This window comes from Mesorhizobium sp. WSM4808 (assembly GCF_055811675.1).
The window spans coordinates 151430-171795 of record NZ_JBVVQX010000014.1 but is presented as its reverse complement, the minus strand read 5'-3'; the positions used below and the strand labels follow the sequence as shown (position 1 = coordinate 171795).

Here is a 20366-nt window from a genome sequence, read left to right as displayed (position 1 = left end):
AGTCCCAGGCGCGCCCCATGCACGCCTTACAAAGCCAACAGGTCCAGGCGCGCTTCGGGCGGGCCCTATAAAGCCAACAAATCCTTGAGCAGGGTCTCGTCGGCGAACGCCTCCGGCGCGCCTTCATGGACGATCCTGCCCTTCTCCATCACCAGACAACGGTCCGATGCCTTGAGAACGAGATCGAGATTCTGTTCGACCAGAACGATCGCGATGCCGCGCTCGCGGGCTATGCGCGGCACCAGTTCGGCGATCGACTGCACGATGTTCGGCTGGATGCCTTCCGAGGGCTCGTCGAGCAGCAGCACCGACGGCAGACCGCAGAGTGCGCGGCCGATCGCCAGCATCTGCTGCTGGCCGCCCGAAAGCGTGCCGGCGACCTGCGCTTCGCGTTCGCGCAGGATTGGAAAATAGCCGAAGATGTCGGCCGGAATGCCGCCGTCGCCACGGTCCTTGGCGGCGCGGGTGCCGACTTCCAGGTTTTGCCGCACCGTCAGCTGGTTAAAGATCCCGCGCCCCTGGGGCACATGCGCGATGCCTGCGCGCGCGCGGCGGAAAGCCGGAGCGTTGGTGAGGTCCTGGTCGCGGAGGATTATGGCGCCGCCGCTTGCCCGCAAGCCGCCGGCGATGACGCGCAACAGCGTCGTCTTGCCGGCGCCGTTGCGGCCGAGCAAGCCGATCACTTCGCCCGGCGCGACGCTGAGGTCGATGCCGTTCAGCACGGGGAGCAGACCGTAGCCGGCCGACACCGCCATTGTCCGCAGCATGATCAGCGCCTCCCCAGATAGACATCGCGGACCATCTCGTCGGTCTCGATGTCATGGAAAGGACCGCTGCGCAGCCGGCGTCCCTGATGCAGCACCAACGTCTCGCAGTTCAGCGCCCGCACGAAGCGGATGTCGTGCTCGACGGCAACAATCGAGAACTCGCCCTTGAGGCGCAGCAGCATCTGCGCCGTCGCCAGCGTCTCCTGCGGCGTCATGCCGGCAGTGGGTTCATCGAGCAACAGCAGGCGCGGCTCTATGGCCAACGCCATCCCGATCTCCAGCCATTGCTTCTGGCCATGCGCGAGCTCGCCGGCCAGCGTGGCGGCACGGTTACCGAGCGCGACCAGTTCCAAGAGTTCACCAACCGGGCGCACTGGCGAAGGCGCGCCCCAGCGCGCGACCTTCAGATTGTCCTCCACCGAGAGGTTCGGGAAGACCGAGGGAATCTGGAATTTGCGGGCGATGCCGAGCCGGGCGATGCGATGCAGCGGCAATCCGGCGATGTCATGGCCGAGGAAGCGCACGCTGCCGCTGGTCGGACGCAGCGTGCCGGTCAGCACGTTGAGGAAAGTGCTCTTGCCAGCGCCGTTCGGCCCGATGATGCAGCAAAGCTCCTTGTCTCGTACGGTGAGGTTCAAAGCCTCCAGCGCCTGCAGTCCGCCAAAGCGGATACCGACATTTTCAGCCTGGAGCAGGATGTCGCTCATTGCGCGCGCCTCCTGCCCTTGAACAGGCCTTTCAGCCGCGCGTAGATCGACAGGATGCCATCCGGCAGGACGAAGACGATGATGACGAAGACACAGCCGAGGAGAAGGGGCCACAGGCTCGGGTTGAAGCTGCTGATCGTCTGCTGCGCGCGCTGAATGAAGATGGCGCCCAGTACTGGCCCAAGCAGCGTGCCGCGTCCGCCGACCGCCACCCAGACGATGACTTCCGTCGACAGAAGCAGCCCGGACAGATCGGGTGCCACCAGCCCGGCCATGCAGACATAGAGGGCGCCGGCAAGGCCGGCGATCGCCGCCGACAGGACGAAAGTGACAAGCAGCCGCAACGGCGCATTGTGGCCGAGCGCGGCCGCCCGGATTTCATTGTCTTCAATGGCGGTCAGCACTGTGCCCCAGCGGCCACGGCTGATCAACCAGAGCGCCAGCACCGTCATGGCGACGATGGCCGAGACGAAGATGTAGCTGGGCAGATCCTGGCTGAGATCGACGTGCAGCCCGCCAAGATCGAACTCGATCGGCGGGATGCCGATCAGGCCGCTGTCGCCGCCGGTAACCGAGCTCCAGGAGACCGCGGCCTGCTGGCAGATGACGCCCATGGCCAGCGTGACGATGGTGAAATAGCTGCCACGGATGCCGCCGAAGAACAGGAAGTAGCCGATGATGGCGGCGACGAAGGCCGCACCCGCCACCGCACCCATGATGCCGAGTAAGCTTCCAAAGGGGATGGCATCATTGAGTGTGACCAGCGCCATGATGTAGCCGCCGATGCCGAAAAAGGCGGCGTGGCCGAAACACAGGATTCCGGTGCGGCCCCAGAAGAAGTCGAGGCTCGCCGCGAACAGGCCGAAGATCAGCGCGTCGCGGATCACCGTCAGCTGATAGCCGCCGGCAAAGAACGGATAGATGATCGCGAGCGCCACGCAGGTGGCGAAGATCAGCAGCCAGTTGCGATCACGGGCGATCATCGCGACGCACCGTTAAACAGACCGTTGGGCCGCAGACGGACAGCGACGATGGCAGCCAGCAGCACGATCGCCTGCGCCAGCGACGGCGAGATCTGATAATTGAGGATGCTGGTCAGCCCGCCGACGAAGACGCTGCCGGCGACAAGGCCGCCAATCGAGCCGACGCCACCGACGATGACGACGAAGAAGGCGTTGGCGAGATAGTTCACCCCCATCTGCGGCAGCACGATCGCCAGTGGCGCGACCAGTCCGCCGGCAAGCCCGGCGATGGCCGCGCCAAAGGTGAAGGCAATGGCGTAGGTGCGCCGCGTGTTGATGCCGACGCCCTCGGCCATCTCGCGGTTCTGGATGACGGTTCGGATATCGAGGCCGAAGGGCGTCCGGCTGATCAGCAGGATGACGCCGAGCAAGGTCAGCATGGCGATGCCGATCAGGATCAGCCGGTAGGCCGGATAGACGGTGAAGACGAGATCGAGCGTGCCCTCGATCGGCGGCGTCACGGGCTTGGCGCCGAGGCCGAAGGTCAGTTCCAGCCCTTGCTGCAGGATCAGGCTGACACCCCAGGTGGCGAGAACGGTCGAGACAGGCCTGGAATAGAGATGGCGGATGATGGCGAATTCGAGGATGCAGCCGACCACCGCGCCGGCGATGGGCGCGGCGGCCAGGCCCAGCCAGAAAGAGCCGCCTATGCTCTGGACGAAATAGACAGCGAAGGCGCCGACGGTGACGAACTCGCCATGCGCCAAATTGGTGACGTTCATCAGGCCGAAGCTGATCGCCAGCCCGAGCCCGACCAGCATCAGGATGCTGATCAGCGTCAGAGCATTGAGCAGCGTGGTGATGAGAAAATCCATCGCGTCAGGCCGCGCTTGCGAGACGTTGGCGCAGGCCGGCGAGCAGCCCCTCCGCGGCATCGATCGCAGCAGCCTGGTGTGGCTGCAGATCCTGCCCAGCCCACTCGCCGATATGGTCCGACAGCGGATCGACCACTTCGGTACGGTGATTGGCCAGCGTCTCGATGACGGCATGGCCGCAGAACGGCACATAACCTTCGGAGTAGCCGCCCTCATGGGTCATGATCAGGCGTCCTTGCGATGTTTCCGCGGCCAACGCCACCATGCGCGCGGCGAGCCGCCTGAAGCATTCGCTGTTGAGCATCATGCGGCCGAGCGGATCAAAGCCTGACGCATCGAAGCCGGAAGCGACGATGACGAGGTCCGGTCTGTAGGCGCGCAGCGCAGGTGCGATGACGCGGTCGAAAGCCGCTTCATAGGCGCCGGTGCCGCTGCCCCCCGGCAGAGGTATGTTCATGTTGTAGCCTTTGCCGGCATCTTTCCCGTTGTCGGCCAGCGCACCGCGCCCGGTCGGGTAGAGATTGTCCTGATGCACGGAAATGGCCAGCACCGACGGGTCGGAATAGAACACCGTCTCGGTGCCGTTGCCGTGGTGCACATCCCAGTCGACTATCGCCGCGCGCCCGAGCAAACCTTCATGCTGCAGCCGGCGGACAGCAACGCCGATGTTGGAGAACAGGCAGTTGCCCATCGCCTGGTCGGGTTCGGCATGATGCCCCGGCGGCCGCGCCAACGCATAGGCATTGTCGACGCGGCCGGTCAGCACCGCGCGCATGGCGGCATAGGTGGTGCCGGCAGACAGCAGCGCGATGTCGAAGCTGTTGAGACCGATCGGCGCCTGTGGTCCGGCGAAACCGGAGCCACGCTCGCTGAGCATGCGGATATCGTCGACATGGCGTTGCGTGTGCACGCGCAGCAGGTCCTCGATCGAGACTGGCTCTGGGATGATCGGCACCAGATGACGCGACAGGCCACTGACCTGGATGAGGTTGTTCAGCCGGCGCTTCGAGCCGGGCGATTCCAGATGGCGGCCGGGTTCCACGAAACGGCCGGGCGGCATCATGTCGGCGCTGGGGCCGGTGTCGTGCCACATCAGCTGTTCGTGAAAAACGTAGCCTGTCGCCATCCGCAGCGTCCTCCGAAAACCAGGTGACGCTAGCAGGCTGACGATCATGTGGCCCGACCCGAAAGAGGGGTTGTGCCCGTTATTCTATACCCCTCCTTTCGGAGGGGGATGGGCGCCTGCTGACCCTTGCGCGGCGCGCACCGCCTGCACCCGGTTGGATACCGCAAGCTTGCCGAAAATGTTCTTCAGGTGCCATTTCACCGTGGTTTCGCTCACCGACAGCGCCAAGGCGATATCGCGATTGGACATGCCCTCAGTGAGATAGCGCAGCAGTTCGGCCTCGCGCTGGGTGAGCTGTTCCTTCTCAGCGGCTGGTGCGGCCAGCTTGCTTGTCGCGACAGGCATCGCCTGCGCGGCATCGATGATGCGCGTCGCATAGGCTGACAGCGCGGGATCGGTCTTCGCCTGAGCCGCACGCAGCCGCCTCAACCCTTCGACGACAGGCCTTCCCTCGTCGACGAAGGAACGGATGAAGCCTGACGGCTGGGCAAGACGTAGTGCTTCGAGGAGATTGCGGTCTGCCTCGCGTTGGTCGTGGGCAGCGCTGGCAGCCTTGGCGCCCAGGATCAGCGCCAATATATGGCGGCGCATGCGCCCGCTGTCTCTCGTGCGCTCCAGCAGCGCGTCGAAAATCCGCGCGGCATCGGCATAGGATTTCTCGGCCGTCAGCAGGCGGCCCTCGGCGAAGAATTCGAACTCGTTGGCGGTGGTGATAACCATCGACGCCTCGGTCCCTTCTCCGCGATGCTCGGCCAGCAGCGCGCGCGCCTCGACATTGCGGCTCTGGTCGAGCAGCACACGTATGCGGTCATGCACGATCATCGATGCCAGGCGGCGATACACCGTGCCGCGCACGCGTTGATAGATGCGCTCAAGCATATCCAGTGCCGCTTCGGTGCGGCCGGTCAGCTGCAGCACGCGGGCATAGGTCGGCACGCTGGCCAAGGGATAGACGATGACCGCCGCGCCTTCGATCTGCGGTCCGAGATTCTCGACCAGCGTCAACGCCTCGCCCGACGCATTGGTCTCGTAGGCGAGTTCGGCAAGCAGCGTTCCGGCTAGGGCTTCGGCATAGGAGTTTGCACCGATCCGCGCCCTGGCCTCGATGATGGCGTTGCGCAGCAGCCGCTCTGCGGCGGGCAGGCGGCCCGCCGAACGCTCGATCACGGCCATGTAGCAATTGGCGATGGTGACGCCGAGCAGGCTGCCGCTTCGCTCGTGCGCCCGTCGTGCCGCGTCGATGGCGGCGCGGGCACCTTCGAGGTCGCCCAGCGCATAGAGGTTGTAGCCTATGACGTTGGCGGTCGCGCCCTCCATGAACCAGGCATCGGGCGCAATGACGCGCAGGGCCGCAAGGGCTGTGTCGCGCGCCTGATCGAACTGCTCCAGCGTGCTGTGCACGGCAGCGGCGAGGACCACGAGCTCGGCCTTTATCGTCGTGCCGGTCATGGTGCCCGGGTCACTGCCGTCGGCCGGTCCGGCCTCGACCAGCTTGCGCGCGTTGCTAAGCGTCTGCTGCGCAATCTCGGGTTGGCTGCTGTGCACCGCCAGCCACAGCACGACGAGTTGCAGCCGGATGCGCTGGTCAATCAGCGTCCTCGGCAGCAGCGCAAGCAACTGACGCACATAGAGGAGCTGGCACTGGGCGATGAGGTCGAGCGCATTGTTCTCGACGAACACCGCCGCGCGGGCCTGGTCGCCGGCGGCCAGCGCGTGCCCGATCGCCTCTGTCAGCATCTTGCGCTCGCCGAACCATTCGGCGGCCGCCAGATGCAGCGGCGCGATCATCTCCGGTTCGCGCCGCTCCATTTCGCGGCTGAGGAAATCGCGGAACAGATGATGGTAGCGGAACCAGCGCCGTTCTTCGTCGAGCGGCACCAGGAACAGGTTGCGCGTCTCGATCTCGGTAATCGCCGCCTCGGCATCGGCCGCCCGCATCACCGCTCGGCAGGCCTCGGCACTGAAGCGTTCGAAGATCGAACTGTAGAGCAGGAATTTTGCGATTGCCGGCGGCAGTTCCAGGAACACTTCGCCCATCAGGAAGTCGGCGACGTTTCGGTTGGCGCCGGTGAAGTTGCCGATGACGGTTTCGGGTGCATGTGCGGCACTCAGCGACAGCGAGGCCAGTTGCAGGCCGGCGGCCCATCCTTCGGTGCGCGAGCACAGGGTTTCCACCGCACCGCTGCTGACGCTCAAGCCCAGCTTGTCGTTGAAGAAGGCTTCCGCTTCTGACGAGGCGAAGCGCAGATCGTCCGGGCCGATTTCGAAGACGTCGCCAAGCACCCGGAGCTTGCCGAGCTGCAGGTCGGGCAGGCTGCGCGAGCCGATGACGAAGGCGACGTTTGCCGGCGCCTGCCGGGTCAGACGCTCCATGAACCGCTTCACCGCCGGCGCCTCGACGGCGTGGTAATCGTCGAAGAACAGGGTGATGTCGGCCTGGCGCGCCGCCAGACCCGCCACAAGTGCCGAGAGCACGACATCGAGCTGGGGGATCGGGCTCGACTGGAAGGCAAGATCGAGTTCCGCCGGACTCTGAACCAGTTGGCGCAGCGCGCCCACCAGATGCGACAGGAAGGCGCCCTCGTCATTGTCGGTTGCCTCGCAGGACAGCCAAGCGGTCAGCCGGCCGTGGCGCGCGACTTCCGCGGCCCATTGCGCCATCGTCGTCGATTTACCAAAGCCGGCCGGCGCGGCGAACAGCACGATGCGCGTGTCGATATGGCGCTCCAGCGTCGACAGGATGGTCTCGCGGCGAACCCATCGGCGATGGTGCGGCGACGCTTGGCTGACGGATTGCGGGGCTGTTCTCATCTAGGTCCGCGCAACTTGTCGCTTTTCCGGGGAAAGCGCGGCTCCCTTGCCATTGCTCCACTCCGTTTCGATCAGCGGAATCTGCGGTGCGGCATCGCGCGGCAAGGTTCCCTTGATCCGGGGATCGTCGACGATCTCAAATCCGGTCGCGAACGGCACGAACCCGCAGGCACTGTAGAACCCGATGACACTGTGATGATCGAAGCTGCTTGTATGCAGCCAGATGCGGCTCGGGTTGAGACACCATGCGAGGTCCAGTGCCCCGGCCATCAGCCGTTTGCCGAAACCCCTGCCGGTCAGGGACGGGAACAGGCCAAAATAGATGATCTCGATCTCGCTGCTGTCGGCGACGAAGAATTCGACCATACCGAGATGGGCGCCGGTCTCATCATGGCCGTAGTAGAGATGCTGGCGCGGGTCGGCGAAATGCTCGGTGATTTCGGCATCGGACATTTCGGAAACACGGTCCCAAAGCCAGGGCGCGCCGATCTCGAGGAAGATCGCCCGATAGGAAGCGCAGTCGGGCGTCGTAATCCGTGTCATGGCCAAGGGGTGCGCGAGATCGGGCTGCGGCGAGCGCGCCTCCATCCACGTCACCGCATTGGCAAGCTTGCCCGCCGGCAGGCGATGGTAGCCAATGGCGAGATCGGTGATTTCGGCCGGCATCGTGTCTTCGGTGATCAACGCATTCCCCGTCATGTCTTCCAGAGATAGCAGTATCGGCTTGCTGCATCCGATGCCAACTCCCCAAGACCATGGCAGCATCGAACGGCAAACCTTGGACTGAAAGTTTGGCGCGTATGCCTCTTGCATTTCACAGGAATGGCATATGAGATATGATACACCATTCAGAAGAAAGTGAAATATGATGCCTGAGCGGATTGCGGACGAGGCCATTCTGAGCGCGGTCGATGACGGCTTCGCGCGGCAGGTAGCGTTTCTGCAAGAGCTCGTGCGTTTTCCTTCACAGCGTGGCGAGGAACATGCCGCACAATCGTTCATGGCGGCTGCCTTTGAGGCTGACGGCTATGCCGTCGACATGTGGCGCGTCGATGTCGATGCGATTCGCGACCTGCCGGGTTTTTCACCCGTGGCAGTTTCTTATGACGACGCCTTCAATGTCGTTGCCACGCATACGCCGCGAAACGCGACCGGCCGCTCGCTGATCCTCAACGGCCATATCGATGTCGTGCCGACCGGACCGTTCGACCGCTGGGTGCGCGATCCCTACGACCCGGTGATCGAGGACGGCTGGATGCATGGCCGTGGCGCCGGCGACATGAAGGCCGGCCTGTCCGCCTGCCTCTATGCGCTGGCCGCATTGCGCAGCCTTGGCTATCAGCCGGCCGCGAACGTGTATCTCCAGTCGGTGGTCGAGGAAGAATGCACCGGCAATGGCGCGCTTGCCTGCCTGCAGCGCGGCTACCGCGCCGACGCCGCCTTCATTCCCGAACCGCTGGAGCCGAGGCTGATGCGGGCGCAGGTCGGGCCGATCTGGTTCCGGGTCGAGGTCGACGGCGACCCGCAGCATGCGTCGGGTGCATTTTCGGCCGGGGCCAATGCCATCGAAAAGGCATTTGTCATCATCCAGGCGCTGAAGCAACTCGAAATCGTCTGGAACGCGCGCAAGGTCGACGACAAGCATTTCCATGATCACCCGCACCCGATCCGCTTCAATCTCGGCAAGATCGAAGGGGGCGAATGGACATCGAGCGTTCCGGCGCGATGTGTCTTCGAGATGCGCGTCGCCACCTATCCCGGCCAGAGGCTCGAAGACGCGAGAGCCGAGCTCGAGGCCTGTATCGCCGAAGCGGCGCGTGCCGATCCGTTCCTGGCCAATCGTCCGCCGAGCCTCACCTACAACGGCTTCATGGCCGAAGGCTATGTGCTGGAGGGTGCCGACGAGATGGAATCCGTGCTGCGCCGCAGCCATACCGCCGTCTGGGGCGAGCCGCTGACGGAACACGTCACCTCGGCGACGACGGATGCACGCTTCTTCGGCCTCTATGCCGACACGCCGGCGATCGTCTATGGCCCGATCTGCCGCATGCCGCATGGTTATGACGAGGCGGTCGATCTCGACTCGGTGCGCAAGGTCACCCAGACCATCGCGCTGTTCATCGCCGACTGGTGCGGGCTTGAACCTATCGAGGCTAAGCCATGAATGCGGCCGTCCCCGATGCGTTCGGCGAAACACTCGCCGAGGACGCGCCTGATGTTTCGGCGGCCGAAGCGCTTGCCATCCTGCGCCGGCACTACGGGCTGACCGGCACCGCGCGTCCGCTGCCTGGCGAACGCGACCACAACTTCCACATCCAGGCCGACGGCGAGCGTGAGTTCGTTCTAAAGATCTCCCATCCGGCGGAAGAGGCCGGCTTCACCGATTTCCAGAACAAGGCGCTCGACCACATCTTTGCAGTCGACCCCACCTTGCCGGTTCCCTCGGTGCGCAAAAGCCTTGAAGGCGAGCCGCAATTTGCGGCCAGTGTTGGTGGATCGGCGCCGCGAATCATCCGGCTGGTGACTTATCTGCCCGGTCAGCTGCTGTCGCGCTCGCCGACTTCCGAGGCGCAGGATCGCAATCTCGGCGTCTTCCTCGCCCGCCTTGGCCGGGCGCTGCGCGGCTTCTTCCACCCGGCCGCCGGCAGCGACCTGCTCTGGGACATCCGCAAGGTCGCCAAGACACGGCCGATGATGGCGCATATCAGTGATCCGAGCCGGCGGGCGATGGTCGAGCGCGCGATCGACTCCTTCGAGCAGCATGCGGCGCCGGTCATCCCCACCCTGCGCGCGCAGATCGTCCACAACGACATGAACTCCTACAATGTGGTGATGGACGCGTCGCGGCCGGAGATCGTCAGCGGCATCCTCGATTTCGGCGACATGATCCATTCGCCGCTGATCTGCGACCTCGCCATCGGCGCCGTCTATCGCTGGCCGGCGCAAGGCCATCCGCTGGCGCCGGCCGCGCGCTTCGTCGCCGGCTATCAGTCGGTGCAGCCATTGGAGGCCGAAGAGATCGGCATTCTCTTCAATCTGATCCGTGCCCGCCTTGCGCTCATCGTCAACATCGCCAGTTGGCAGGCCGAGCGTTTCCCGGCCAAACGCGACTACGTGCTGCGCCTCGCCACCGAGGTCTGGGCTTCGCTTGAAAAGCTTGATGGTCTGTCATCCACCGATGCCCGCCGCTATTTTCTCGACAATTCCAATCCGGAGTAAATGCTCGTGTCCCAGTCCTCGCCATATCCTTCAAATGCCGACGCGGCTGCATCGGAGCGCGCGCTGCTCGAGCGCCGCGCCAGGCTGCTCGGGCCGACTTACCGCGCCTTCTACCGCAATCCGATCCATCTGGTGCGTGGCAGCGGTGTGTGGCTCTACGATGCCCAGGGTCGCAGATTCCTCGACGCCTACAACAACGTCGCCTCGGTCGGACACTGCCATCCGCGTGTCGTCGAGGCGCTTTCGGGGCAGGCCGCCACGCTCAACACACACACACGCTATCTCAGCGAGATCATCCTCGACTACGCGGAGAAACTTCTCGGCACCGTGCCGGCCCATCTCGGCCATGCCATGTTCACCTGCACCGGCAGCGAGGCCAACGACCTCGCCATCCGCATCGCCCAGCATTCCAGCGGCGGCACCGGGGTGATCATCACCGACTTTGCCTATCACGGCGCCACCATCGCGACGGCGCAGCTGTCGCCGGCGGCGGTCGGGGCAAAGGGCGTGCCCGCGCAGCACCGCACCGTGACAGCGCCGGACACGTTCCGCGACCATGGCCGGGCCGCACATGATTTCGCCAGAAATGTCGCTGCCGCCATCGAAGATATGCGCGCAAAGAATATCCGGCCGGCCGCATTGCTTCTCGACTCGGCCTTTTCCAGCGATGGCATCTTCTTTCCGGATGCGGCGGTAATGCGCGAGGCGGCCGACCATGTAAAAAAGGCCGGCGGCATCGTCATTGCCGATGAGGTCCAGTCTGGCTTCGGCCGGCTCGGCCAGGGCATGTGGGGCTTCGCGAATTACGGCGTCGAGCCCGACATCGTCACGATGGGCAAGCCGATCGGCGATGGGCACCCGATGGGTGCCGTGCTGGTGCGGCCGCAACTTGTCGCCTCCTTCGGCTCGAACACCGGTTACTTCAACACTTTTGGCGGCAATCCGGTCGCTGCCGCCGTCGGCCTCGCCGTTCTGGAGGTGATCGAAGGCGAAGGACTGATCGAGAATGCGCGCAATGTCGGCGCCTATACGGCTGAGCTGCTGCGCGCCCTGCAGAGCCGGCATGGCGCGGTCGCCGATATCAGGCACAACGGCCTCTATTTCGGTGTCGAGCTGACGGCGGACGGTGACGAGGCGCTGGCCGCCACCAAGACATCGGCGGTCGTCGAAGCCATGCGCGAGGACGGCGTGCTGATCTCGTCCTGCGGTCCGCGCGGCAATGTGCTGAAGATCAGGCCGCCACTGCCGTTTGCCAGGGACAATGCCGAGCAACTGGCCGAGACGCTCGATCGCGCTTTGTCGAACTGGTGATCGGAGCGGGCCGCGCATGCTGAAGCTCGAACATCAGACCCTGAATGACCGCGCCTATGGTGCGCTCAAGCAGGAATTGATTTCGGGTGGTTTCAGCCCGGGGCAGACGCTGGTTATACGCAAGCTCGCCGAGACGTTCGGCATCTCGACCACGCCAATCCGCGAGGCGCTGCAGCGGCTTGTCGCCGAGCGACTGCTCGAGATGCAGAACAACCGCTCGGTCATCGTGCCGTTGCTGTCCGCGCCTGCCTTCGAGGAACTGACGCGCATCCGTATCGCCGTCGAGGGACTGGCGGGCGAGATGGCGGCGACCAGGATGAGCGAAAGCGGGCTGGCTGACATACAGGCGACGCTCGCCGGCATGCAGCGTGCCATCGAGGCCGGCGACGCCAGGGCCTATCTCTCGTTGAACGAGGCGTTCCACTTCGCCATCTACCAGCATGCCGGCGCGCCGATCCTTTTGAACATGATCCGCGACCTCTGGGGGCGGGTTGGGCCTTATCTCAAGCTGCTGATGCAGGCCGATCGCTACATCCCGCACTCCAACGACGCGCATCGCAAGATCGTCGCCGCACTGGAGCAGCGCAGCGGCCCCACTGTGCGGGTCTTCATAGAAGAGGACATCGCGATGGCGGCCGCCGTGCTGTCGGCAAACCTTGACGCTGCCAGGTAGCCGTCGGCCTAGCTCGTCCCGTCCAGCCGGTCGCGCAGCATGCTCCAGCCGAGCAGCATGTTGGGCGCGTGCCGCAGCAAGGCATGGAACGGGATTGGCGCCGGCGACGCATAGGGCAGCGGCAGGTCGCGGGCCTCGGTTCCAGAGGCCCAGTCCGCCAGCACCTTGCCCATCGCCGTTGTCATCGCGATGCCGCGGCCGTTGCAGGCGCGTCCGGCGATCAGGCCCGGACCGAGGTCGATCAGGTGCGGCAGGAAATCCGGTTCAACCGCTGCCATTCCCGACCAGCTGTAGGCAAGCGGCGGCAGGTCGGGCAGACCGAGATGCCGACCAAGCCTTCGCCAAATCGTCTGCGGTACGCGCGTGTCGGCACCAGCGCCAAGGATGTTCATGCCGCCGCTGATCAGCCGGTTTTCGGCGTCGAAGCGGAAGGTGAACAGATTGCGTCTGGTGTCACCGACGCCTTGCCCGCCGGGAAGCAACCGGCTGCGTACTTCACGAGGCAATGGCGCTGTCGCGGTCTGGAAGACTTTCAGCGGGAAATAGGTTCGCTGCAATGACGGATTGAGGGACCAGCCATAGGCGTTGGTGGCGATCAGCACCTTGCCGGCGCGTACTGAGCCAGATGGGGTTTTTAGCATCCAGCCATCGGCTATGCGATCAACCGAGGCGACGCGCGTCTGCTCGAAGACCTTCGCGCCGGCTTTCTCCGCCGCATCGGCAAGCCCGCGCGCATAGGCGACCGGATTGAGCACGCCGCCGCAACGATCCATCCAGCCGCCGGCATAGCCCGGCACGCCCGTCAGGGCTTCGATTTCCTGCCGGTCCAATGTGACTGCCGGCCGGCCAAGCTGTGCCCATTGCCCGGCACGTGACTTGACCTTCTCGAAGGCGGCAGGCGAATGCGCAGGCTGGATCCATCCGTTCTGCACGGCGTCGCAGTCGATGCCGTGCTGCCGGATCAGGCGGAAGACCAGGTCGGCGCTGCCGGCGGCGAAATCGATCAGCCTTTCGCCGCGCGACGGTCCGAGATGGGCCAGTATGTCGACTGGATCCATTTTGGCGAAGTTCGGCACGACAAAGCCCGCATTCCTGCCGGTCGCACCCCAGGCGATGAATTCGGCTTCGAGAACGGCGACGGAAAGGCCTTTCCCCGCCGCGTGCAGCGCGGTGGAAAGACCGGAAAAGCCACCGCCGACGATGGCCAGGTCGACAGCGAGCCCGCTCTGCAGCGCCGGCCGCTCGCGGCGGTTGCGGCTGACGGCATGCCACAGCGAAGCGCCATGCGTTTCCCGCCGAACCGTGGCATTCATGACGGCGAAATGCTCCTGGCCGTCGCCGCCTTCGCCCGCTTACCTAACCAGGACCGCCGCGGTCTGTCGCCGAATAGGCCGTTCGGCCGGATCAGCAGTATGACGCAGAGCATGACGCCGATGGCGGCGATCTGCAGCGCGGCGGCGCGAGCCTGCTGTTCCGGCGGGAAGAGGATGCTGGTCAGCGTGCCCGATCCGGCCCATATCGCCCACACCAGGATGCTGCCGATGACGGCGCCGAGATTGCTGCCGGAACCGCCGACGATCAGCATCACCCAGACCTGGAAGGTCAGGATCGGCAGATAATTGTCCGGCGCGATGAAGCCGGTGAAATGCGCCTGCAGCGCGCCGGCCAGCGCCATGATGGCGCCGCCGACGGCAAAGGCCTGGACGCGGTAGAAACGCGCGCTCTTGCCAAGCGAGATCGCCGCCCGCTCATCCTCGCGCAACGCCTTCAAGACCCGCCCCCACGGGCTGCGCGACAAATGTTCCAAGGCGAGATAGGCGATCAGCGTCACCACCGAGACCACGCCAAGGTTGGACAGGTTGAACAGCAGCGGCGTCTCGGCAAGGCTGCCGAAGGGGCGCGGAATAAAACCGATGCCGAACGGGCCGCCGGTCAGTTTCTGCGCGTTGAGCGCGACCAGTTGCACGACGACGGCGACGCCGAAGGTGGTGATCGCCAGATAGTCGGATTTCAGCCGCAGCGTTGCCATGCCGGTAAGCGCTGCAGCGATGCCGCCGACGACCATGGCGCCCGCCCAGCCGACAAGGATCGGCAGGCCGAAGCCGCCCAGCCGCGCGGCATCGTCCGGTGTGGTCAGCAGCGCCGATGTGTAGGCGCCGATGGCGACGAAGCCGGCGAGGCCGACATTGAACAGCCCGGTCAGGCCCCACTGCAAATTGAGCCCTAGCGTGACCAGCGAGAAGATCAGCGCTGTGGTCAGGAAGAAGGCGCCGTAGCCGAGCAGGTCCATCAGCGTTCCCTCACACCAAACAGGCCGATCGGCCGCACGAACAGCACCGCCATCAGGATGATGAAGGAAACGGCGGCGCGCCACTCGGCGCCGATCAACTGCACCGCACCAGCCTCGGCGAGCCCGATGATCAGGCCGCCGAGCACCGCACCGGGAATGCTGCCGATGCCGCCGAGAATGGCGGCGGCGAACATCGGCAGCAGCATGTCGAAGCCCATGAACGGGCGGATCTGCACCAGAATGCCGATCATCACGCCGGCGACGCAGGCGAGAGCGCCGCCGATGACCCAGGTGACGCGCACCACGCTGGCGACATCGATGCCGACGATGCGGGCCAGCGCCGCGTTCTGGCTCAAGGCCTGCATCGAGCGGCCGGTCTGCGTGCGCGTTATCAACAGATGCACGCCGAGCACCAGCACCGCGGTCAGCAGCAAAAGCGCGATCTGGTCGGGTGTGATGCGGATGCCGAAGCCGACCGGCATGGCGATCTGGATCGCGCGGCTGAAATAGGTCGGCCGCGAGGTGAAGGTGAATTCGAGCAGGCTTCTCAGCGCCATCGAGGCGCCGAAGCTCGCCATCACCACGATGATCGCCTGGCCTTGCGAGCGAAGCCGCGAAAACAGCACCTTGTCGAGCAGCAGCGCCAAGAGCGCGGTGAAGGCCATGCCGATAACGAGCGCAACAATGAGCGGCCAGCCGAAGGACAGCGGTGCGATCGGCGCCACCTTGCCTACTGTCGCACCGATGGCGCTGACGACGGCCAGCGTCGCATAGGTGCCCCATGCCATGAAGTCGCCATGGGCGAAGTTCGAGAAGCGCAGGATCGAATAGGTAAGCGTCACGCCGATGGCGCCGAGGCCGATCATCGAACCCGTCAGCAATCCGTCGACGACAAATTGCAGGCTCATGCCTCACCTCCTTTCCCTGCCTTAGATGGGCGCTGGCCGAGATAGAGTTCGGCGACCACCGGATCGTTCCACAATTCGGAGGCGATGCCCTCGTGCCGGTCCTTGCCTTCGACCAGGACATAGGCGCGGTCGCCGATGGCGAGCGCCGCCTTGGCATTCTGTTCGACCAGCAGGATGGTGACGCCGGACTTGCGGATGCCGGCCAGCATCTCGAACACCATCGAGACGAATTTCGGCGACAGGCCGGCCGACGGCTCGTCCAGCACCAGCACTCTGGGGTGGACGATCAGCGCCCGTGCGACAGCGAGCATCTGCCGCTGTCCGCCCGACAAATTGCCGGCGGCGGTGCGGCGCTGGCGGACGAGGTCTGGGAAGGCGGCATACATCTCCTCGATGCGGGCAGGGATTTCGCGCCGCTCGAGGACGCCGCAGGCGACCCTGAGATTGTCCTCGACCGACATCAGCGGGAAGATGTTTTCGGTCTGCGGCACGAAGGCCAGTCCAAGCCGCACCATGGTGTGGGCAGGCGCAGCGGTAATGTCCTTGCCGTCCAGAAACACCGTGCCACCGGTGATCGGGACGAGGCCGGCGATGGCCTTGATGAAGCTCGACTTGCCGGCGCCGTTGGGGCCCAGCACGACGACGATCTCGCCTTTTTTGACAGTGATCGAGGCGCCGCGCACGATCGGCACGCCGGGCTCGTAACCGGCTTCGAGGTCGCGGACATCGAGGACGATCTCGCTCATGCCGCGCCTCCGAGATAGGCCTCGATGACACGTGGGTCGCGAGCGACTTCTTCGGCCGTGCCTTCGCTGAGCAGCTGGCCGCTCGCCATGACGAGGACGCGATGGCAAAGCCGCGTCACCATATCGATATTGTGCTCGATCAGCAGGAAGGTGATGCCACGCGCGTTGATGTCCCGGATGCGGTCGATGATGACCTCCAGCAGCGTCGCGTTGACGCCGGCCGCCGGTTCGTCGAGCAGTATGATCGCCGGGTCGGCCATCATCACGCGGGCGAGTTCGAGCAGCTTGCGCTGGCCGCCGGAAAGCACCCGCGCCGGCTCATGCGCGAGATGGGTGAGGGTGACCAGTTCCAGCAGTTCGAGCGCCTTTGTCCTGGCGGCTCTTTCCTGCGCGGCGACGCGCCATGGCGTGATGAAATTGGCGAGCAGCTTTTCGCCGGCCTGGCCCTGTGCGGCCAGCATAATGTTTTCGATCAGCGTCAGATTGGGCAGCGGGCGCGGGATCTGAAAAGTTCGGCCAAGGCCATGACCGATGCGCAGATGCGCGGCTTCGCCCGAGACAGGCGTGCCGTTGAGTAGGATCTCGCCGCTGGTCGGCAGGATGCTGCCGGCGAGCAGGTCGAACATCGTCGTTTTGCCTGCACCATTGGGGCCGATCAAGCCGAGGATTTCTCCCGCTTTGACGTCAAACGAGACATCGTTGACCGCGACAAGGCCGCCGAACCGCCTGACGACATTCCTTGCCGTCAGAACCGGCGCGCGGGTTTCCCCTTGCCGTTTGGTTGCCTCGCTCATCAAACCCTCTGGCCGAAGACGATCGTTGCCGTCTCCTGATTATGATTTGTGATCACACTTGCTTTGATCACGCTATTCGGCTTTAATTTCATCCGCAAGCCGAAAACCGGCCAAGAACGGAATTCCATGCAAAAGGCTGCCATCGAAAAGAACAACGAGGCGATCGCGGCCCAGCTTGCGCCAGTCGGCCGCGAAACTGTGCAGGACCGCGTCTACTCGGAATTGCGCCGCGCCTTGATCGGCGGCCTGTTCGAGCCGAGCCAGGTGCTGACCATCCGTGGCCTAGCTGACGCCTTGGTCACCTCGACCATGCCGGTGCGCGAGGCGCTCGGCAGGCTGATCACGGAAAAGGCGCTGGAGGCGCTGCCCAACCGTTCGGTGCGTGTGCCGCCGATCACATTGGAACGGCTGGATGATCTCTTGCGTGCCCGCATCCTGATCGAGGGCGAAGCGATCGCGCTGGCCGCCGCCCGCATGGGCCCGCGCCAGATCGCCACCATCGAAACCATTCTCGGCGAATGGGACGAGATGCGGGCGCTGAAACACAAGAAGGACGTCGATCGCGAAGTGACGCTCAATCAGAGCTTTCATTTCGAGATCTACCGCTCCTGCGGCTCGGCCGTGCTGATCCCGATGATCGAGAGCCTGTGGCTGCAATCGGGGCCCTGCATCCGCGTCGCTATCTATGCCTTCTCGGAGGCCGGCGAAGTCGACACCGCCCAGTATCACCGCCGCATCGTCATGGCGCTGTCCACGCAGGATGCGCAGGCGGCGCGCGAATCGCTTGTCGCCGACATCAGCCGCCCCTTCACCTTCCTGCGCAGCAAGCTGCAGGCCGCCGCCGCGAAAGACCAGACATGACCGCCATCAGGATCACCGAGCCGCGCTCGCAGCTTTCCGTCACGGCGCTGCTGCTGCCCGAGAAGGCACCGGAAAACGCTGCCTTCCTCTCGGCCTATCTCGGCACGCCACGTGTCGTCCCTGGCATCCATGCGATGTGGACGGGGCCGGAAATCTCCTGTCCGGTTCCCGCGGCCGATCTCGAGGGCCAGGCCTATGCGAAACCGTTGCCGGCCGAGAACGCGACGCTGACGCCGCAGCCGGGCGACATCGTGCTTTCCTACGTGCCGCCACGCATGTGGGGCGGCAATCCCAATGCGATCTTCGACATCGGCCTCTACTACGGGCAGGGCGCGCGGCTCTTGTTCCCGATCGGCTGGCTGGCCGGCAGCGTGGTGGCGCAAGTGCGCGTCGAAGAGCGTGACCGGTTCGCCGCCGCTTGCGGTGTCATCCGCCGCAACGGCGCCTGCGATGTTACCTTCAGCCTGATGGAGGCTTGAATGGCCGACGACAGTTTCGAGCTGTTCGATCTTCGCGTCGAGGCGGTCATCCCGGAGGGCAAGCCGATCTATTGCGGCGCCAAGGAAGGCGACTATTTCGAACTTAAGGGCGAGATGCTGTCGATGCCGGCAGGGCAGGGTTTTTCGATCTATTCGCTCGCCGCCGTCTTGCCTCTGCTGGCGGCCAAGCAGCGCCCAACCCACCCGAACGACTGGATGACCTCGGACGCGGAGATCGCTTGTCCCGATCCCAATTGCGCCAGCCGGCTGAGGATCGTCAGGATGGCCAAGCGGCGGTTCAGCCACGCCGAGACCACGGCGGTGCCGCTGCCTAAAGAGGATGACCTGAGATGAGTGCCAAGACCTTCGAACTCGGCTCTGGCTACACCATCTCGCGCGTCATCCGCGGCGGTTGGCAGCTGGCCGGCGGCCACGGCGCCATCGACCGCAGCCAGGCGGTGGCCGATCTGATCGCCACCTTCGATGCCGGCATCTGGACCTATGATTGCGCCGACATCTACACCGGCGTCGAGGAATTGATCGGCGCCGCGCGCCTGCGACTGGCCAGTGAGCGCGGCCTCGATGTCGCCGCCCGGATGAAGGTGCACACCAAGCTGGTGCCCGACCTCGAACGGCTGGCCAGCATCAGCCGCGACTACATCAGGAGCATCGTCGACCAGTCATTGCGGCGGCTGAAGACCGAGCGGCTCGATCTCGTTCAGTTCCACTGGTGGGATTATGACCAGCCTCGCTATGTCGAGGCGATGGGCTGGCTCGACGAGCTTCGGCTTGAAGGCAAGGTGCGCAATCTCGGCACCACCAATTTCGACACGCCGCGCCTGGCTGAAATCCTTGCCGCCGGCATACCGCTGGTCAGCCAGCAGCTGCAATATTCGGTGCTCGACCAGCGGCCTGGCAACAGCTTGGCGAACCTCGCCGCCAAACACGGCGTCAGCTTCCTCTGCTATGGCTCGGTGGCCGGCGGCTTTCTCAGCGACAAATGGCTCGGCGTGGCCTAACCGGCCACGCCGCTCGAAAACCGCTCGCTGGTGAAATACAAGCTGATCATCGACGATTTCGGCGGCTGGGGCCTTTTCCAGCACCTGCTTCAGGCGCTGAAGGCCGTTGGCGACCGCCACGGCGTCGACCTCGCCACCATCGCCAGCGCCTGGGTGCTGGAGCAGCCGCAAGTGGCGGCCGTCATCGTCGGCGCCCGCAACCAGGCGCATGCGCTGGCCAATGCAAAGATCATGGACGTTGCGCTCGACGCCGAAGACCGGGCGCGGATTGCCGCCGTCATCGCGCAAGGCACCGGTCTCGAGGGCGACGTCTACACGCTGGAGCGCGACCGTCACGGCCGTCACGGCTCGATCATGCACTACAACCTCAATGCGGGGAAGAAATGAGCGACGAGCCCTCCCTGTTTTCACGCGCCAGCGCCGAAATCATCGACCTGCACCGCTTCTTCGTCGACTGGTTCGTCGCTGCGCGCGCCAACACGGTGGACTTCGGCCGCTTCGAACGCGCCATGGGCAAAGACCTCAGCATGGTGGCGCCGGACGGGCAGATCCTCGACCGCGAAGCGGTCATCGATCATGTCCGCGCAAGCCGCGCTTCCTGCGACGATGGTTTTGCCATTTCGATCGAGGACATCCGGCCCGGCTGGCAGGACGCCGATACCATCGTCGTCCTCTATGTCGAAGCGCAGCTGCGCGCAGGCAAGCACAGCCGCCGCCAGTCCAGTGCCGTCTTCACCACCAGTTCATCGGCGCCCAACGGCGTTGAATGGCGACATCTGCATGAGACCTGGCTGCAGGTGCCGGAACGCTGAACAGGC

General features: G+C 64.8%; 20 protein-coding genes and 1 pseudogene. 9 read left to right on the top strand and 12 right to left on the bottom strand.

Annotation, left to right across the window (positions count from 1 at the left end; all coding sequences use genetic code 11):
- Positions 1 to 65: 65 nt before the first annotated feature.
- The 7 genes from AC0L2U_RS24450 to AC0L2U_RS24420 form a co-directional block, all read right to left on the bottom strand.
- Complete coding sequence (locus AC0L2U_RS24450) at positions 66 to 767, bottom strand: ABC transporter ATP-binding protein (RefSeq protein ID WP_127811113.1); 702 nt, start codon at positions 765 to 767, stop codon at positions 66 to 68.
- Between the two features lie 2 nt (positions 768 to 769).
- Positions 770 to 1474, bottom strand: a complete 705-nt coding sequence (locus AC0L2U_RS24445) for an ATP-binding cassette domain-containing protein (protein WP_127327022.1) — start codon at positions 1472 to 1474, stop codon at positions 770 to 772.
- On the bottom strand, positions 1471 to 2457 hold the full coding sequence (locus tag AC0L2U_RS24440; protein WP_127395695.1) for a branched-chain amino acid ABC transporter permease: 987 nt from the start codon (positions 2455 to 2457) through the stop codon (positions 1471 to 1473). The genes AC0L2U_RS24445 and AC0L2U_RS24440 overlap by 4 nt, the downstream gene beginning before the upstream one ends.
- Entirely contained in the window at positions 2454 to 3311 is an 858-nt protein-coding gene (gene urtB / locus AC0L2U_RS24435) for an urea ABC transporter permease subunit UrtB (protein WP_127320912.1), read from the bottom strand. Before urtB ends, AC0L2U_RS24440 begins: the two co-directional genes overlap by 4 nt.
- A gap of 4 nt (positions 3312 to 3315) precedes the next feature.
- Complete coding sequence (locus AC0L2U_RS24430; RefSeq protein WP_473602763.1) at positions 3316 to 4437, bottom strand: class II histone deacetylase; 1122 nt, start codon at positions 4435 to 4437, stop codon at positions 3316 to 3318.
- A gap of 84 nt (positions 4438 to 4521) precedes the next feature.
- Complete coding sequence (locus AC0L2U_RS24425) at positions 4522 to 7248, bottom strand: winged helix-turn-helix domain-containing protein (RefSeq protein WP_292136410.1); 2727 nt, start codon at positions 7246 to 7248, stop codon at positions 4522 to 4524.
- A complete protein-coding gene (locus AC0L2U_RS24420) occupies positions 7249 to 7947 on the bottom strand; it encodes a GNAT family N-acetyltransferase (RefSeq protein WP_127395696.1) in 699 nt (232 codons plus the stop codon). It abuts the gene before it with no gap.
- A 169-nt stretch (positions 7948 to 8116) separates the two neighbouring features.
- Here AC0L2U_RS24420 and AC0L2U_RS24415 point away from each other — a divergent pair, with 169 nt between their 5' ends.
- The 4 genes from AC0L2U_RS24415 to AC0L2U_RS24400 are packed head-to-tail and all read left to right on the top strand — an operon-like array spanning position 8117 to position 12451.
- Positions 8117 to 9412, top strand: coding sequence for an ArgE/DapE family deacylase (locus AC0L2U_RS24415; RefSeq protein ID WP_473602762.1), 1296 nt, complete (start codon positions 8117 to 8119; stop codon positions 9410 to 9412).
- A complete protein-coding gene (locus AC0L2U_RS24410; protein ID WP_292136416.1) occupies positions 9409 to 10467 on the top strand; it encodes a phosphotransferase in 1059 nt (352 codons plus the stop codon). The genes AC0L2U_RS24415 and AC0L2U_RS24410 overlap by 4 nt, the downstream gene beginning before the upstream one ends.
- Complete coding sequence (locus AC0L2U_RS24405) at positions 10468 to 11778, top strand: aspartate aminotransferase family protein (RefSeq protein WP_189367305.1); 1311 nt, start codon at positions 10468 to 10470, stop codon at positions 11776 to 11778. It abuts the gene before it with no gap.
- A 16-nt stretch (positions 11779 to 11794) separates the two neighbouring features.
- A complete protein-coding gene (locus AC0L2U_RS24400; protein WP_127327028.1) occupies positions 11795 to 12451 on the top strand; it encodes a GntR family transcriptional regulator in 657 nt (218 codons plus the stop codon).
- Positions 12452 to 12459: 8 nt separating this feature from the next.
- Here the strand turns inward: AC0L2U_RS24400 and AC0L2U_RS24395 are convergent, their stop codons facing one another.
- The 5 genes from AC0L2U_RS24395 to AC0L2U_RS24375 are packed head-to-tail and all read right to left on the bottom strand — an operon-like array spanning position 12460 to position 17189.
- Positions 12460 to 13764 carry an NAD(P)/FAD-dependent oxidoreductase gene (locus AC0L2U_RS24395; RefSeq protein ID WP_127398651.1) on the bottom strand — a complete coding sequence of 435 codons (1305 nt, stop codon included), beginning with the start codon at positions 13762 to 13764 and terminating at the stop codon, positions 12460 to 12462.
- Positions 13761 to 14744 carry a branched-chain amino acid ABC transporter permease gene (locus AC0L2U_RS24390; RefSeq protein ID WP_164874023.1) on the bottom strand — a complete coding sequence of 328 codons (984 nt, stop codon included), beginning with the start codon at positions 14742 to 14744 and terminating at the stop codon, positions 13761 to 13763. The genes AC0L2U_RS24395 and AC0L2U_RS24390 overlap by 4 nt, the downstream gene beginning before the upstream one ends.
- Entirely contained in the window at positions 14741 to 15649 is a 909-nt protein-coding gene (locus AC0L2U_RS24385) for a branched-chain amino acid ABC transporter permease (protein WP_127327031.1), read from the bottom strand. The genes AC0L2U_RS24390 and AC0L2U_RS24385 overlap by 4 nt, the downstream gene beginning before the upstream one ends.
- Entirely contained in the window at positions 15646 to 16395 is a 750-nt protein-coding gene (locus AC0L2U_RS24380) for a branched-chain amino acid ABC transporter ATP-binding protein (RefSeq protein WP_127381440.1), read from the bottom strand. Before AC0L2U_RS24380 ends, AC0L2U_RS24385 begins: the two co-directional genes overlap by 4 nt.
- A complete protein-coding gene (locus AC0L2U_RS24375; protein ID WP_127398307.1) occupies positions 16392 to 17189 on the bottom strand; it encodes an ABC transporter ATP-binding protein in 798 nt (265 codons plus the stop codon). Before AC0L2U_RS24375 ends, AC0L2U_RS24380 begins: the two co-directional genes overlap by 4 nt.
- Positions 17190 to 17315: 126 nt before the next feature.
- Between AC0L2U_RS24375 and AC0L2U_RS24370 the strand changes: the two genes are divergently transcribed.
- The 5 genes and pseudogenes from AC0L2U_RS24370 (at position 17316) to AC0L2U_RS24350 (ending at position 20360) form a co-directional block, all read left to right on the top strand.
- Entirely contained in the window at positions 17316 to 18050 is a 735-nt protein-coding gene (locus AC0L2U_RS24370) for a GntR family transcriptional regulator (protein WP_127270675.1), read from the top strand.
- On the top strand, positions 18047 to 18529 hold the full coding sequence (locus AC0L2U_RS24365) for a DUF3830 family protein (protein ID WP_127270673.1): 483 nt from the start codon (positions 18047 to 18049) through the stop codon (positions 18527 to 18529). Before AC0L2U_RS24370 ends, AC0L2U_RS24365 begins: the two co-directional genes overlap by 4 nt.
- Complete coding sequence (locus AC0L2U_RS24360) at positions 18530 to 18883, top strand: TIGR04076 family protein (RefSeq protein ID WP_127270671.1); 354 nt, start codon at positions 18530 to 18532, stop codon at positions 18881 to 18883.
- A pseudogene (locus tag AC0L2U_RS24355) lies at positions 18880 to 19935 on the top strand (aldo/keto reductase). The gene AC0L2U_RS24360 and the pseudogene AC0L2U_RS24355 overlap by 4 nt, the downstream one beginning before the upstream one ends.
- On the top strand, positions 19932 to 20360 hold the full coding sequence (locus tag AC0L2U_RS24350) for a DUF4440 domain-containing protein (protein WP_127266587.1): 429 nt from the start codon (positions 19932 to 19934) through the stop codon (positions 20358 to 20360). Before AC0L2U_RS24355 ends, AC0L2U_RS24350 begins: the two are co-directional and overlap by 4 nt.
- Positions 20361 to 20366 lie beyond the last annotated feature (6 nt).